This window comes from Streptomyces sp. NPDC056061, from assembly GCF_042266885.1.
Classification (GTDB): Bacteria; Actinomycetota; Actinomycetes; order Streptomycetales; family Streptomycetaceae; genus Streptomyces.
Window position 1 is genome coordinate 709,864 of sequence record NZ_JBHJWQ010000001.1, and the last position, 15,698, is coordinate 725,561.

7 protein-coding genes are annotated in these 15,698 nt (G+C 71.9%); 1 reads left to right on the plus strand and 6 read right to left on the minus strand.

The genetic code is table 11. The features are described 5' to 3' along the window. Positions 1-242: 242 nt before the first annotated feature. The 4 genes from glgB to ACFC79_RS03100 all read right to left on the minus strand — a co-directional run bounded on the left by glgB (position 243) and on the right by ACFC79_RS03100 (position 8,264). Entirely contained in the window at positions 243-2,657 is a 2,415-nt protein-coding gene (glgB, locus tag ACFC79_RS03085; RefSeq protein WP_376234385.1) for a 1,4-alpha-glucan branching enzyme, read from the minus strand. A gap of 97 nt (positions 2,658-2,754) precedes the next feature. Beyond that, entirely contained in the window at positions 2,755-4,155 is a 1,401-nt protein-coding gene (locus ACFC79_RS03090; RefSeq protein ID WP_376234387.1) for a maltokinase, read from the minus strand. A gap of 372 nt (positions 4,156-4,527) precedes the next feature. Further along, positions 4,528-6,234: a maltose alpha-D-glucosyltransferase gene (treS, locus tag ACFC79_RS03095; RefSeq protein ID WP_376234390.1), complete on the minus strand. Its 1,707-nt coding sequence runs from the start codon at positions 6,232-6,234 to the stop codon at positions 4,528-4,530. Beyond that, positions 6,231-8,264 carry a maltotransferase domain-containing protein gene (locus ACFC79_RS03100; RefSeq protein ID WP_376234392.1) on the minus strand — a complete coding sequence of 678 codons (2,034 nt, stop codon included), beginning with the start codon at positions 8,262-8,264 and terminating at the stop codon, positions 6,231-6,233. Before ACFC79_RS03100 ends, treS begins: the two co-directional genes overlap by 4 nt. Positions 8,265-8,810: 546 nt before the next feature. On the opposite strand from ACFC79_RS03100, the gene glgP reads away from it, so the two are divergent. Beyond that, a complete protein-coding gene (glgP, locus tag ACFC79_RS03105; RefSeq protein ID WP_376234394.1) occupies positions 8,811-11,411 on the plus strand; it encodes an alpha-glucan family phosphorylase in 2,601 nt (866 codons plus the stop codon). 157 nt (positions 11,412-11,568) lie between these two features. Here the strand turns inward: glgP and ACFC79_RS03110 are convergent, their stop codons facing one another. Then, positions 11,569-13,608 carry a M4 family metallopeptidase gene (locus ACFC79_RS03110; protein ID WP_376234396.1) on the minus strand — a complete coding sequence of 680 codons (2,040 nt, stop codon included), beginning with the start codon at positions 13,606-13,608 and terminating at the stop codon, positions 11,569-11,571. Positions 13,609-14,588: 980 nt separating this feature from the next. Further along, positions 14,589-15,611, minus strand: coding sequence for an alcohol dehydrogenase catalytic domain-containing protein (locus ACFC79_RS03115; RefSeq protein WP_376234398.1), 1,023 nt, complete (start codon positions 15,609-15,611; stop codon positions 14,589-14,591). Between the last annotated feature and the right edge of the window lie 87 nt (positions 15,612-15,698).

The window sequence follows — 15,698 nt, forward strand, 5'->3', positions numbered from 1 at the left end:
GGCCCCCCCCCGGGGGGCGGCGCCCTGGAGCCGGCGGGGGCTATGGGTTCCCCCGGGGCCTGCGGGCGCCGGGGGGGGGCCCCCCGACCCCCGGCGCCCCCACCCCGGTCGTCGTCTCCGTGTCCCGACGCCGGCATGAACGTCCACCGCCGCCGATACGCGCGGCGGAGAGCCGGCCGGGGGAGCCCCGATCGGGCGGCGGCGTCCCGTCCGTCCTCCGGCCGAGGCCACCCGGCAGGTGCTCAGACCGGCCGGAACCAGACCGTGGCCAGCGGCGGCAGCGTCAGCAGCAGACTGCCGGGCCTGCCGTGCGCGCCCTCCGCCTCGGCCTTCAGCGGATCGGGGTGGCCCACACCGCTGCCGCCGTACCGGACCGCGTCCGTGTTGAGGACCTCCTCCCACGCGACCCGGCCGCCCCGCACGTCCGGGACGCCGACGCGGTGGTCGTGCCGCACCACCGGGGAGAAATTGCTGACGGCGAGCAGCGGGGAGCCGTGGGCGTCGAATCGCAGGAAGACGAAGACGTTGTCCTCGGCCGCGCCCCCGTCCACCCAGGCGAAGCCCTCCGGCGAGGTGTCGCGCTGCCAGAGCGCGGGGGTGACCCGGTACACCGCGTTCAGATCACCGACCAGCGTCCGCACCCCGTGGTGGTCCCCCGCCGAGTGGTACGTCGGGTCGAGCAGCCACCATTCCGGGCCGTGCTCCTGCGACCATTCCGCGCCCTGGGCGAACTCCTGCCCCATGAACAGGAGTTGCTTGCCCGGATGGGCCCACATGAAGCCGAGGTAGGCGCGGTGGGTGGCGCGCCGCTGCCACCAGTCGCCGGGCATCTTGCTCACCAGGGCCTGCTTGCCGTGCACCACCTCGTCGTGCGAGATCGGCAGCACGTAGTTCTCGCTGTACGCGTACACCATCGAGAAGGTCATCTCGTTGTGGTGGTACTTGCGGTGCACCGGCTCCTTGGACACGTACTGGAGCGAGTCGTGCATCCAGCCCATGTTCCACTTCAGGCCGAAGCCGAGACCGCCGTAGCCCCCGGCGCCCACCCGGTCGGTCGCGCGGGTCACCCCGTCCCAGGCGGTGGACTCCTCGGCGATGGTGACGACACCGGGGTTGCGCCGGTAGACGGTGGCGTTCATCTCCTGGAGGAAGGCGACGGCATCCGGATTCTCCCGGCCGCCGTGTTCGTTCGGGGACCACTGCCCGTCCTCGCGCGAGTAGTCGAGATACAGCATCGAGGCGACGGCGTCGACCCGCAGCCCGTCGATGTGGAACTCCTCGCACCAGTACGTGGCGTTGGCCACCAGGAAGTTGCGCACCTCCTTGCGTCCGTAGTCGAACTCCAGCGTGCCCCAGTCCGGATGGGCCGCCCGCGACGGGTCCGAGTGCTCGTACAGCGGACGCCCGTCGAACTCGGCGAGCGCCCAGTCGTCGCGCGGGAAGTGCGCGGGTACCCAGTCGACGATGACGCCGATGCCCGCCCGGTGCAGGGAGTCGACGAGATGCCGGAAGTCGTCGGGCGTGCCCAGACGGGCGGTCGGGGCGTAGAAGCCGGTGACCTGATACCCCCAGGAGCCGCCGAAGGGATGCTCGGCGACCGGCATCAGCTCCACATGCGTGAAGCCCAGCTCCCGTACGTACCGCGGCAACTGCACGGCGAGTTGACGATACGTCAGGCCGGGCCGCCAGGACGGGAGATGTACTTCGTACACCGAGAACGGGGCCTCGTGCACCGGTACGTCCCCGCGGTGCGCCATCCACTCCTGGTCGCGCCACTCGTGGTGCGCGGCCGTCACGATCGAGGCGGTGGCGGGCGGCGCCTCGGTCCTGCGGGCCATCGGATCGGCCCGGGTGGTGTGCGAGCCGTCGGGGCGGCAGATGTCGAACTTGTACAGCGTGCCCTCGCCGATCCCCGGCAGGAACAGCTCCCACACCCCGCTGGCACCGAGCGAACGCATCGGGAAGCCGGTGCCGTCCCAGAAGGTGAAGTCCCCGACGACCCGTACCCCGCGCGCGTCGGGCGCCCAGACGGTGAACCGGGTCCCCGCCACGCCCTGGTGCTCCATGGGCCGCGCGCCGAGGGCGGTCCACAACTCCTCGTGGCGTCCCTCGCCGATCAGATGGAGATCGAGTTCGCCGAGCGCGGGCAGGAAGCGGTACGGGTCCCCGACCTCGATCTCGTTGTCCGGGTAGCCGACCAGGAGCCGGTACTCGGGCAGCGAGGGCATCGGCAGCAGCCCGGAGAAGAGGCCCTCGCCGTCGTCGTGCAACTGCGCCCGGAGCCCCTTGGCCAGCACCGTCACGGACCGCGCGGACGGGCGCAGCACGCGCACGACCACGCCGCCGCGGACCGGGTGGGCGCCGAGCAGGTCGTGCGGGGCGTGGTGCTCCCCGGCGAGCAGACGGGCCCGGTCGCCGTCGTCGAGGGGCTGCGCCTCGCGGACCCCCTGGCCGCCCACGCCGTCGCGCGGCCGGACCGCCGGTCTCCTCCTCGGGGCCGGGGCCGGGGCCGGAGTGGTGGAGGGGGCGGTGGCGGGCGGCTCCGGGAGCGCCGGCTCCGGAGCGGCCGGGGCGGTTTCCTTCGTCGGTGCGGCGGTCCGGCGGGCCTCGGCCTCGACGGGCACCGGCTGGGTGCGGGACGGCTTGCGGGCGGTCACGGGGGACTGCCTCCTTCGCGGTGGTGGGGGCGGAACGAACGGGGCGGACGGGCGGGGGCGGGGAGCGGGGCAGGCGTCCGGGCCCGGGCGCGGGGCGTCAGTCGGAGCCGGCGGCCAGACGGCGGATCGCGGCCATCGGGACCGGCAGCCAGTCGGGCCGGTGCCGCGCCTCGTACAGCACCTCGTACACCGCCTTGTCGGTCTCATGGGCCCGCAGCAGCTCCGGTTCGCTGCGCGGGTCCATGCCCGAGGCCGCCGCGTACCCCTCGCAGAACGCGGTTCGGCAGCGCGCCGCCCATGCGGCGTTCCACGGGCGGTGCGAGCGGGCGGCGTAGTCGAAGGAGCGGAGCATTCCGGCGACGTCGCGCACCGGCGGCTGCGGGCGGCGGCGCTCGGTCAGCGGTTTGGCGGGTTCCCCCTCGAAGTCGATGAGCGACCAGAAACCGTCGGTCGCGCGCAGCGTCTGGCCGAGGTGGAGGTCGCCGTGGACCCGCTGGGCCGCCCAGTCGCGGCCCCGGTCGCCGAGGGAGGCGACCGCGTCGAAGGCCGCGCGCAGACCGGGCACGTACGGCAGCAGCGCCGGTACCGCACGCGCCGCGGCCTCCAGCCTCCGCACCATCGCACCGGCCAGGTGCGCGGTCTGTGCACGGTGCAGCGCCGGTGTGGGCAGTGCGGCGGCCAGCGCGGTGTGGACCTCGGCGGTGGCCCGGCCCAGCGCTTGTGCCTCCACGGTGAAGTCGTGGCCCCGGGCGAGCGCCCGCAACGCCAGCTGCCAGCCGTCCTCCGCGCCGCGCAGGAACGGCTGGAGCACTCCGAGGGTGAGCGGCTCCGGCACGGTGGCCTCGAACCAGGCGACGGGCGCGGGCACCCGCCCACACCCCTCGCGGGCGAGGGCGAGCGGCAGCTCCAGATCCGGATTGGTGCCCGGGAACACCCGGCGGAAGATCTTGAGGATGTAGGCGTCGCCGTAGACGAGCGAGGTGTTGGACTGCTCGGTGTCCAGGACGCGCGGGGCGGCCCCCGCGGCGATGGCGGCCCCGCCTCGGTCGAAGCGCAGGGCGCCGAGTCTGCCGGGGGTGCGGAGCCGCTCCAGCAGGAGCGCGGCGAGGCGTGGGTCGTGCAGTCCCTCGTAGACCGTGTGCCCGGCGAGCGGCCCGTCCGCCGGCCGGCCGATGATCGCGGCCGCCGACCGGGACGGCAGCGTCGCCCGTACCCCGAGCAGCAGTTGGTAGCAGTCGGCCGGCCACTGGGCGGGCGCGGACGGCTGGTGGGCGCGGACCAGAAGATGGAGCAGCCCGGCCCCGGTTCCGGCACCCACGGAGGGGGAGTCCACCGGTAGCACTTCGGTCGCCGACACCAGTGAGAACGCGGTGATCGGCTGTCCCTTGCCCGCGAACCACCGCTGCCGGGGCAGCCATTCGTGCAGCAGCGGGGCGAGGGACGGGAGCAGAGCAGTGCTGTCGGCCATGGCGACCCGAGTGGATGCAGCCTCCGACATGGCAACGCGTCCTTTCCCCGGGCACACCACAGGATGCGAAGAGTGTCCCGGATTGCGGCATTGGGTGTCCGGCTGTGCGGGACGTGTCGGGTCAGGATGGTCCGTACGGACTCGGCCCGCGGGTGCGGGACACCGGCGGCGGGCCGCGAGGTTCCGGACGGGAGCGAGGGGATTTGAAAGCGAGAGGCGTCCGAGCGGGGGAGAGCCGGGGCGAAGAAGGGGGAAAACCGGAGCGGAGGAGGGGGAGAACCGAAAGGGGGCGGGGCCGGGCCGTCCCGCCGGTGGGGGACAGGGGCGCGGGGTGTCCGGCGAGGAACGGGTGCCGGTGCGGGGCGGCTGCAACCGCCCCGCGGTCGGGCGCGGGGCGCCCGGTCAGCTCGGCGGCGCGTCGCCGCGCAGCCGGAACCAGTAGAAGCCGTGTCCCGCGAGCGTCAGCAGATAGGGCAGTTGGCCGATCGCCGGAAAGCGCACCCCGCCGATCAGCTCCACGGGATGGCGCCCGTCGAACGACCGGAGGTCCAGCTCCGTCGGCTGCGCGAACCGGGAGAAGTTGTGCACGCACAGCACGAGGTCGTCCCCGTGCTCACGGGTGAAGGCGAGCACCGCCGGATTCGACGACGGCAGTTCGTTGTACGAGCCGAGGCCGAAGGCGGGGTTCTGCTTGCGGATCTCGATCATCCGCCGCTTCCAGTGCAGCAGCGACGAGGGCGAGGCCATCGCCGCCTCGACGTTGGTGACCTGGTAGCCGTAGACCGGATCCATGATCGTGGGGAGGTAGAGCCTGCCCGGATCACTGGAGGAGAACCCGGCGTTGCGGTCGGGCGTCCACTGCATCGGGGTGCGCACCGCGTCCCGGTCGCCCAGCCAGATGTTGTCGCCCATCCCGATCTCGTCCCCGTAGTACAGGATGGGGGAGCCGGGCAGGGAGAGCAGCAGCGCGGTGAACAGCTCGATCTGGTTGCGGTCGTTGTCCAGCAGCGGGGCCAGTCGCCGCCGGATGCCGATGTTGGCGCGCATCCGGGGGTCCTTGGCGTACTCCGCGTACATGTAGTCGCGCTCTTCGTCCGTGACCATTTCGAGGGTGAGCTCGTCATGGTTGCGCAGGAAGATGCCCCACTGGCAGTTCCTCGGGATCGCCGGTGTCTTCGCCAGGATCTCGGAGACCGGGTAGCGCGACTCGCGGCGCACGGCCATGAAGATCCGCGGCATCACGGGGAAGTGGAAGGCCATGTGGCACTCGTCGCCGCCGGCCTCGTAGTCGCCGAAGTAGTCGACGACGTCCTCCGGCCACTGATTGGCCTCGGCGAGCAGCACGGTGTCCGGGTAGTGCGTGTCGATCTCCTTGCGGACCCGCCTGAGGAAGTCGTGCGTCTCGGGCAGGTTCTCGCAGTTGGTCTCCTCGCGCTGGTAGAGGTACGGCACCGCGTCCAGGCGGAATCCGTCGATGCCGAGGTCGAGCCAGAAGCGCAGCGCGGCGAGGATCTCCTCCTGCACCGCGGGGTTCTCGTAGTTGAGGTCGGGCTGGTGGGAGAAGAACCGGTGCCAGTAGTACTGCTTGCGCACCGGGTCGAAGGTCCAGTTGGACGTCTCCGTGTCGACGAAGATGATCCGGGCGTCCGGGAACTGCTTGTCGTCGTCGGCCCAGACGTAGTAGTCGCCGTACGGGCCGTCCGGGTCGCTGCGGGACTGCTGGAACCACTCGTGCTGATCGCTCGTGTGGTTCACGACGAAGTCGATGATCACGCGCATGCCGCGCTGGTGCGCGGCGTCGACGAACTCCACGAAGTCGGCGAGGTCGCCGAACTCCGGCAGCACCGCCGTGTAGTCCGAGACGTCGTAACCGCCGTCCCGCAGGGGCGACTTGAAGAACGGCGGCAGCCAGAGGCAGTCGACACCCAGCCACTGGAGGTAGTCCAGTCTGGCGGTGATGCCCTTGAGGTCGCCGATGCCGTCGCCGTTGGAGTCCTGGAAGGACCGGACGAGTACCTCGTAGAAGACGGCGCGCTTGAACCAGTCGGGATCGCGGTCCCTGGCCGGGGTGTCCTCGAACGTGTCGTGGACGGGCTCATTGACGATCATGGTGTGGGTGACCCTCCGGTCGGCGGGGACGGTCGCAGAACCACGATGTGCGCGGGCGTGACGCCCGGCTTCAGACACACATAGAAGGTCCTGCCCCAGTGATAGGTGTCGCCGGTGAGCTCGTCGCGCACCGGCACGCTCTCGTGCCGGTCGAGGCCGAGTCGCGCCATGTCCAACGAGACCGTGGCCTCCTGGGTGTGGTGCGGGTCGAGGTTGACGACCACCAGGACGATGTCCGCACCCGAACGCTTGCTGTACGCGATCAACGCGTCGTTGTCGACGAAGTGGAAGTGCACGTCGCGCAGTTGCTGGAGCGCCGGATGGCGGCGCCTGATGCGGTTGAGGCGGGTGATGAGCGGGGCCAGCGAACGGCCCTCGCGCTCGGCCGACTCCCAGTCCCTGATCCGGATCTGGTACTTCTCCGAGTCGAGGTACTCCTCGCTGCCCGGCCGGACCGGTGTGTTCTCGCACAGCTCGTAGCCCGCGTACACGCCCCAGGAGGGGGAGAGCGTCGCGGCGAGCACGGCCCGCGCCTCGAAGGCCGGGCGTCCGCCGCCTTGGAGATGGCCCGGCAGGATGTCCGGGGTGTTCACGAAGAAGTTGGGCCGCATGAACGCGGCGGTCTCGTCCGCGAGTTCCGTGACGTATTCGGTGATCTCCCGCTTTCCGGTGCGCCAGGTGAAATACGTGTAGGACTGCTGGAATCCGACGGCGGCCAGCGCACGCATCATCGCGGGCCGGGTGAATGCCTCGGCCAGGAAGATCACATCCGGGTCGGACGCGTTGATCTCGGCGATCACCCTCTCCCAGAAGACCACCGGTTTGGTGTGCGGATTGTCCACCCGGAAGATCCGCACGCCGTGGTCCATCCAGAAACGCAGAATGCGCACCGACTCCGCGACCAGTCCGCGCAGGTCCTTGTCGAAGGCGATCGGATAGATGTCCTGGTATTTCTTCGGCGGATTCTCGGCGTGGGCGATCGAACCGTCCACGCGATGGTGGAACCACTCGGGATGCTCCTTCACCCACGGATGGTCGGGGGAGCACTGGAGCGCGAAATCCAGCGCGATCTCCATCCGCAGCCCGCGGGCGGTCTCCACGAAGTGGTCGAAGTCGTCGAGGGTGCCCAGCTCCGGGTGGACGGCGTCGTGCCCGCCCTCGGCCGAGCCGATCGCCCAGGGCACGCCCACGTCGTGCGGGGCGGCGGAGAGCGAATTGTTGGGGCCCTTGCGATGGGTGGTGCCGATGGGGTGGACGGGCGGGAGGTAGACCACGTCGAACCCCATGGCGGCGACGGCGGGCAGCCGCTCGGCGGCGGTGCGGAAGGTGCCGCCGACGATCCGGCCGGACCGCGCCCCGGTGCGGCCGGTCCCGCCGCTCCCCACCGGATCCGCCGACTCCGTCCGGGCGCCCTCCGAGCGGGGGAACAGCTCGTACCAGGAACCGAACAGGGCCCGTCGGCGTTCGACCACCAGCGGGAGCGGGGCGGAGGCGGTGACCAGTTCGCGCAGCGGGTGGCGGTCGAGCGCGGCCCGGGCCTCGGGGGCCAGCGCCGCGGCCAGCCGGGCGGCGGCCGGCCGGGTCTCGTCGCGCAGGGCGTCGGACGCCGCCAGCACGGCCTCGCGCCCGTCCCGCTTGGGTACGCCCGCGGCGGCCCGTTCGTGCAGTTCGGCGCCCTCCGCCAGGACGAGCGCGGTGTCGATACCGGCCGGGATCTTGATCCTCGCGGCCTCCCGCCAAGTGGTGACCGGGTCGCTCCAGCCCTCGACCACGAACGACCAGCGACCCTCGGCGTCCGGGGTGACATCGGCGCCCCACCGGTCGGTGCCGGGCGCGAGTTCCCGCATCGGCGTCCATGGACCGGGACGCCCGTGAGGATCGAGCAGGACCACATTGGCGGCGACGGCGCCGTGCCCCTCGGCGAAGACGGTCGCGGTGACTTGGAAGGTCTCACCGGCAACGGCCTTGGCGGGTCTTCTGCCGCAGTCCACCAGCGGGCGGACGTCGAGGACGGGAATGCGGCCGATCATGGAATCCTCCGGGACGGGGCTCGGGCCCGGTGCCCCTCCCGGCGAACACGGCCGGTCACGGCACTGGCAGGACACGTCGGTGCCGCGGAGCGCGAGACGGACGCACCGCGAACGGTGGGGTTCCGTCCTTTCTAACCGCTCGGCCGGCCCCGCACGGGGTGTGGGCGTGGCCAGGCCCGTCCGCATTCACTCCAATGGCAGTCGAACGGCCCGCACGCGCATGATCCGGCGCGGAATTCGCGCAGTCTCCGTGCGCAGGAGGAACGGTCCGGACTTCTCGCGCACGCGTCCGCGGAACCGTCGCAACCCGCGCCACGGAATGCGACGGAATACAGCAGGGGACGGCACGGGAGAGGTGGCACACGCGCCCCGGGCGACGGACATCCCGCTGCCGGAAACCGGGCCGCGGAATTCACCCGCGAGCGCGGGCCGGAACGGTCGGGGCGGTCGACGCGGCGGAATCACGGGTGGTGCCGGGGTGACGGAACGACGCACGCCCGTGGTGCGTCCGCCCGGAACCGTACGTCCCCTGTAAAGGTGGAACACGTGAAGGCCATTCGTCGATTCACCGTGCGCCCCGTCCTCCCCGAACCCCTCCGACCGCTCAGCGACCTCGCCCGCAACCTGCGCTGGTCCTGGCACACCGATACCCGCGAACTCTTCCGGGCCGTCGACCCCGTGGCCGGGTCGGCGGAGTGCGACCCCGTGCGGCTGCTCGGTGCCGTCTCCGCCGGGCGGCTCGCCGAGCTGGCAGGCGACACGCAGTTCCTGCGCCGACTGGCCGAGGCGTCCGCGGACCTGAGGGCCTACCTGGACGGGCCCAGGTGGTATCAGGACCGGCTCGCCCGGGGCGCGGAGCTGCCGGCCGCCGTCGCCTACTTCTCGCCCGAGTTCGGCGTGACCGCGGCCCTGCCCCAGTACTCCGGCGGGCTCGGCATCCTCGCCGGCGACCACCTCAAGGCGGCCAGCGACCTCGGCGTCCCACTCGTCGCGGTCGGCCTGCTCTACCGCCACGGCTACTTCCGCCAGAGCCTGTCCCGTGACGGCTGGCAGCAGGAGCACTACCCCGTGCTGGACCCGAACGAGCTGCCCCTCACCCTGCTCCGCGAGGCCGACGGCAGCCCCAGCCGGGTGGTGCTCGCCCTGCCCGGCGGCCGGTCGCTGCACGCCCACATCTGGCACGCCCGGGTGGGACGCGTCCCCCTGCTGATGCTGGACTCCGCAGTGGAGGAGAACGCCCCCGGCGAACGCGAGGTGACCGACCGGCTGTACGGCGGCGGCAGCGAGCACCGGCTGCTCCAGGAGATGCTGCTCGGCATCGGCGGGGTACGGGCGGTGCGCACCTACTGCCGCCTCACCGGGCGTCCGGCGCCCGAGGTGTTCCACACCAACGAGGGGCACGCCGGGTTCCTCGGCCTGGAACGCATCCGCGAACTCGCCGACACCGGACTGGACTTCGACGCGGCGGTGGAGGCCGTGCGGGCCGGCACGGTCTTCACCACCCACACCCCCGTGCCCGCCGGGATCGACAGGTTCGACCGCGAACTCGTCGCCCGGCACCTCGGCGACGACGGCGAACTCCCGGGCGTGGACGTCGAACACGTCCTGCGCCTGGGCAAGGAGACGTACCCCGGCGGCGAGCCGGGACTCTTCAACATGGCGGTCATGGGCCTGCGGCTCGCCCAGCGCGCCAACGGCGTCTCCACCCTCCACGGACAGGTGAGCCGGGAGATGTTCGCCGGTCTGTGGCCCGGCTTCGACGCCGCGGAGGTGCCGATCACGTCCGTCACCAACGGGGTCCACGCCCCCACCTGGGTCGCGCCCGAGATCCTGCCCCTGCACGGCCCGTGCGACGGAGCCCCCGGCGGCACCGAGGCGGCCGACGGCATCCCGGACCGGGAACTCTGGGAGCTGCGGCGGACGCTGCGCGCGCGACTCGTCACCGAGGTGCGCGAACGGCTGCACGCCGCCTGGCGGGACCGGGGTGCCCAGGCCGCCGAACTCGGGTGGATCGACGGCGTGCTGGACCCGGACGTGCTGACCATCGGATTCGCCCGCCGCGTCCCCTCGTACAAGCGGCTCACCCTGATGCTGCGCGACCACGACCGGCTCAGGGAACTGCTGCTCCATCCCACCCGGCCGGTCCAGATCGTCGTCGCCGGAAAGGCCCACCCCGCCGACGACGGCGGCAAACGACTGGTGCGGGAACTCGTGCGGTTCTCCGACGACCCCCGGGTCCGCCACCGCATCGTCTTCCTGCCGGACTACGGCATGGCCCTGGCGCGGAACCTCTACCCGGGCTGCGACGTCTGGCTCAACAACCCGCTGCGCCCCCTGGAGGCATGCGGCACCAGCGGCATGAAGGCCGCGCTCAACGGCTGCCTCAACCTGTCGGTCCTCGACGGCTGGTGGGACGAGTGGTACGAGCCGGATTTCGGCTGGGCGATCCCCACCGCCGACGGGTCGACCCCGGACGAGGACCGCCGCGACGATCTGGAGGCGGGCGCGCTCTACGAACTGATCGAGGACCGGATCGCGCCGCGTTTCTACGACCGGGACGGCGAGGGACTCCCGGGGCGCTGGATCGAGATGGTCCGCCGCACCCTGCGCGACCTCGGGCCGAAGGTCCTCGCCGGGCGCATGGTCGCCGAGTACGTGGAGCGGCTGTACGCGCCCGCGGCGCTCGCGCACCGTGCGACGGACCGCGGTGCGGCCCGGCGGCTCGCCGCGTGGAAGACCCGCGTCCGCTCTGCCTGGCCGGAGGTCGCCGTCGACCACGTGGAGGCCGCGGCGACGGACGCGGCCGGCGGTTCGGCCGAACTGGGGTCGACGCTGGTGCTGCGGGTCAGGATCGCCCTCGGGGAGCTGGAACCGGGCGACGTGGAGGTGCAGGCGGTGGCGGGCCGGGTGGACGCGGCCGACGGGATCTCGGACGCCCAGGTCTTCCCGCTGAAGCCCGCCGGGGGCCAGGACCTGGAGGGCCGCTGGCTCTACGAGGGGCCGCTGACCCTCGACCGCACCGGCCCGTACGGCTACACGGTGCGGGTGCTGCCCTCGCACCCGCTGCTCGCGACCGGCGCCGAACTCGGCCTGGTGGCGCTGCCGCCGGATTCGGCGGGGGACGGTGCCGGACTGCTCATGCGCTGAGCCGCCACGCACGGCGAACCGCCCGGGAGGGGCGCGATGCTCCTCCCGGGCGGTTCGCCGTGCGGGTGGTCCGGGCCGGGGCCCGGGGCGGTGTTCCGGGGATCCGGAGCGGCGTTCACGAGGTGCCGCCCCGGACTCCGGGGGTACCGCTTGCGGTTCAGAAGGTCAGCTTGAAGCTGTTGATCTTGCCGCTGTCGCTCGTGTACATGTCCTGGACCTTCAGCTTCCAGGTGCCGTTCGCCGCGACCGACGACGCGTTGACCGTGTAGGTGGTCTTGATGTCGGCCCCCGAGTCGGAGATGGAGGCGCTCTTCAGACGGAACGTCGTGCCGTTCGGGGCGACGAGGTCGATGTTCAGGTCACCGCGCCAGCTGTGGGTGATGTCCACGCCGACCTTGAGGGCGCTCGGGGCGTTGCCGGTGCGGCCGGTGACGTTGACCGAGCTGGTGACGGCGGCGCCGCGGTCCGGAATGGTGACCGGGGTGCTGTTCTCGAAGACGGTGCCCTCGGGGTCGGGGTCGCCGCCACCGCCGGGCCGCGAGCCGACGTTGATGGCGGCCCAGGCGTCGGCGACGGCCTTGTACTCGGCGCTGCTCGTGCCGTACAGCTCACCGGCCGCGGCGAGGGTCCCGGTGCGGGCCGCCGCGTAGTTCGTGGTGGAGGTGAACTTGGTGGTGAGCGCCTTGAACCAGATCTTCTCGGCCTTGTTGATGCCGATGCCGGTCACCGGCAGGCCGTCGGAGGTCGGCGAGTCGTACGAGACGCCGTTGATGACCTTGGCTCCGCTGCCCTCGGAGAGCAGGTAGAAGAAGTGGTTCGCCGGGCCCGAGGAGTAGTGCACGTCGACGTTGCCGATGCCCGAGTACCAGGCGTCCTTCGACGCGCCGTCCTTGCTCGGCTTGTCCATGTAGCGCAGCGGGGTGCCGTCGCCGTTGATGTCGATCTTCTCGCCGATGAGGTAGTCGCCCTTGTCGGCGGCGTTGTTGGCGTAGAACTCGACGGCGGTGGCGAAGATGTCGCTGGTCGCCTCGTTGAGGCCACCGGACTCGCCGCTGTAGACCAGGTTGGCGGTGGCGGCGGTGACACCGTGCGACATCTCGTGCGCGGCCACGTCCAGGGCGGTCAGCGGGTTCGCGTTGCCGCTGCCGTCGCCGTACGTCATGCAGAAGCAGCTGTCCTGCCAGAAGGCGTTGACGTAGTTGTTGCCGTAGTGGACGCGGGAGTACGCGCCGACGCCGTCGCCCCGGATACCGGTGCGGCCGTGGACGTTCTTGTAGTAGTCCCAGGTCTCCGCGGCACCGTAGTGGGCGTCCGCGGCGGCCGTCTCGGCGTTCGACGGGGTGCCGTCGCCCCACACGTCGGTGGAGTTGGTGAACAGCGTCCCGGTGCCGGAGGAGCCGTGGTTCAGGTTGTACGTCTTGTGGTTGCCGCGGCCGGTGTCGGTCAGCGTGTACGACGGCGCGGTGCCGAGGGTGACCTTGCCGCTGTACTCGGTGTTGCCGACGCCGTTCTCGACAGCCTGCCACTCGTACAGCTTCGCCCCGGTGGCCGCGTCCGTGATGACGTGCAGCTCGTTCGGGGTGCCGTCGTGCTGGAGGCCGCCGACGACGGTCTCGTAGGCGAGCTGCGGCTTGCCCTGCGCCATCCAGACGACCTTGCGGGGCGCCCGGTCGGCCGCGGCCTTCTGGGAGCCGTCGGCCTTGGCGAGCCCGAGCGCCTGCTTCTCGGCCGCCGCGGGGGCGACGTCGGCCTTCATGTCCATGGCCTTCAGCGTGCTGCTGCTGACACCGGACGCCTTGGTGACGCCCTGCGTCACGCCGGCCTTGGACTCCTTGACGACCATGTCGCCGCCGAGCACCGGCAGTCCGGCGAAGGTGCGCTCGTAACGCGTGTGCGTGGTGCCGTCGTTGTCCTGGATCACGTCCCGGACGACGAGCTTCTCCTGGGAACCGAGACCGAGTTCCTGGGCCGTGGCCGCCTTGGTCGCGTCGGCCTCGCGGATCAGCTCGGCACGCTGGGACGGAGAGAGCTGCTTGGCCAGTGCACCGAACTGGGCACCGGCGGTCGCGGTTTGCGCCGCGTTGTCGGCACCGGGGGTGGCGGTGGCCGTACCGGCCTGGACGCCAACGGCGAGAAGCGCTGCTGCGGCTATCAGAGCGCCGGTCGCTGTGGCACGACGGCTGGGCGTGGATCTCACGCGGACTCCTTCTGCGAGGGGGGTACCGGCGGCAGGGTGTACCGGCCGGAAGAACGAGAAGTGCGCAGAACGGGGTGAAGAGTGTCAGCCGGAGACCGGTTCTGTCAGGACCGCGTCAACAACTTGGCCGGAAGTCGTTCGTTGCCGGAAAGGTCATGTTCGTTAAGCGGACGTTTCGCCGATCATCACCGCGGCGTCGCCCGGAGTCCGTTGCGGCCCGAATTCGAAGAGAGTGTCGAGGTCGACTTCGAACGAATCGTGTTCGAACGGGGGGTGCGGGAGCGAGCGGGCGCCACTGGCCGAGATGGCATCAAACTGTGGCTTGTTTCTTTCCATGCACTCCGCGCCGGACGGTCCGGTCCGCGCCGTGCGCGCCCCGCCGAATCGGCTGCGGCACAGGCTTGTCGGGATGGCCGGGTGGGGCCGGGCGGGGCAGGGTCGGTTGGGCATGGTGGTGCGGGTGTGCTGCATGGCGCGCGGTGAAAATTGCGTTGCCCGGGAGGTGGTGATGCCGATCAGGGTGCCGTGGCGCCCGTGGCGCTGCGTACCGCGGACCGCGTGCCGCGGACGGCCGGGATGGTTGGGGCGGCGGGTGCGGACGTGGGCCGTCCACGGCCGGCGCCACTACACCGGCCGGATTTGCCGACGGCGACTTCCGGCCCCGATCGCCCATCATGGGGCACGGCGGCCGGAAGCGGGGCACAACGGACGATTCCGTTGGGGCCGTTGGGGCCGTTGGGGTCGCCAGGGCTGCTCGGGCCGACGAGGCTGTCATGGCAGCTGGGGCAGCTGGGGCCATTGGGGCCGCTCGGGCCGATGAGGCTGCCGGGGTCGCTGGGGCTGCTGGGGCCACTGGGCTCGCTCGGTCCACTGGGGCTGCCGGGACCGCCGGTGTGGCTGGGGCCGGTTGAGTTGATTCGGGTGGATCCGGTCGGTGCTGTCCTGCGGTTGCGGGCACGGGCCCGTACGGATGCGGCGTGTCAGCCGGTGGTGAGGACCATCCGGAAGCGGGCCGCCCCCGAGAGCATCTTCCGGTACGCCTCGGCGACCTCGTCCAGCGGCACGTTCTCGGTCATCGGCCGGATGCCGTGGAGCGCGCTGAACGCCAGCGTGTCCTGCACGTCCTGGGCGGTGCCGGACGGGTGGCCCCGGACGACCCTGCCGGTCATGAGCAACTGGTTCGGGCTGATGCCCAGCGGCTCGGCATCCGCCCCGATGACCACCAGCTCACCGCGGGGCGCGAGTCCGTCCGCGGTCGCCGTGATCGCCCCGGAGTTCGCGGCGGTGGCCAGGACCACCCGGGCGCCACCGAGCGCCTGGAGCGCGTCCGCGACCGAGGTGCTCGCCATGCTGTCGATGTAGTGGTGCGCGCCGAGCTCCCCGGCGAAGTCCGCCTTGGCGGCCCCGCGCGCGATGGCCACGGTCTCGAAACCCATCGCGACCGCGTACCGAACCCCCAGGTGGCCGAGGCCGCCGAGGCCGAGCACGGCGACCAGATCGCCGGGCCGGGCGGCACTGCGCCGCAGACCGTTGTACGTGGTCACACCCGCACAGGCCATGGGCGCTGCCTCGGTCGCGGCGAGCGCGTCGGGGATCCGGGCCAGGGCGTCCGCGGGGGCGACCACCGTCTCGGCGTATCCGCCGTCGTACGCCCAGCCCGGGACCTTCAGGTACCGGCACACGACGAAATCGCCCTGCCGGCACGGAGTGCAGTGGCCGCAGCTGCCGCCGAACCAGCCCACCGCCACCCGGTCGCCCACCTGCCAGGCGCCCTCCGTGCCCGCGCCGAGCTCCTCGATCCGTCCGGCGATCTCATGGCCCGGGACCACCGGGAACCGGACGCCCGGAACCAGGGCGTCCACGAAGAGGACGTCGCTGTGGCAGATACCGCAGGCGTCCACGGCCACGCGCACGTGGCCCGGACCCGGCTGCGGCACCTCGCGCTCGACGATCTCGAACGGACCACCGGCGGTGGCAACCTGCGCGGCTCGACGGACGTTCATCCGGCTCTCCTGGTCACGGCGGGACACTTTCGGGTCCAGCAGACCAGCCCCGGCCCGTTCGCGCGCGCCGGACGGGGCCGACGGGGC

What these genes read in the sequence shown, in the direction of transcription:
- treS (WP_376234390.1), bottom strand. Translation starts at nt 6,234, where the DNA reads ATGATCGTCAATGAGCCCGTCCACGACACGTTCGAGGACACCCCGGCC.
- ACFC79_RS03090 (WP_376234387.1), bottom strand. Translation starts at nt 4,155, where the DNA reads ATGTCGGAGGCTGCATCCACTCGGGTCGCCATGGCCGACAGCACTGCT.
- ACFC79_RS03115 (WP_376234398.1), bottom strand. Translation starts at nt 15,611, where the DNA reads ATGAACGTCCGTCGAGCCGCGCAGGTTGCCACCGCCGGTGGTCCGTTC.
- ACFC79_RS03100 (WP_376234392.1), bottom strand. Translation starts at nt 8,264, where the DNA reads ATGATCGGCCGCATTCCCGTCCTCGACGTCCGCCCGCTGGTGGACTGC.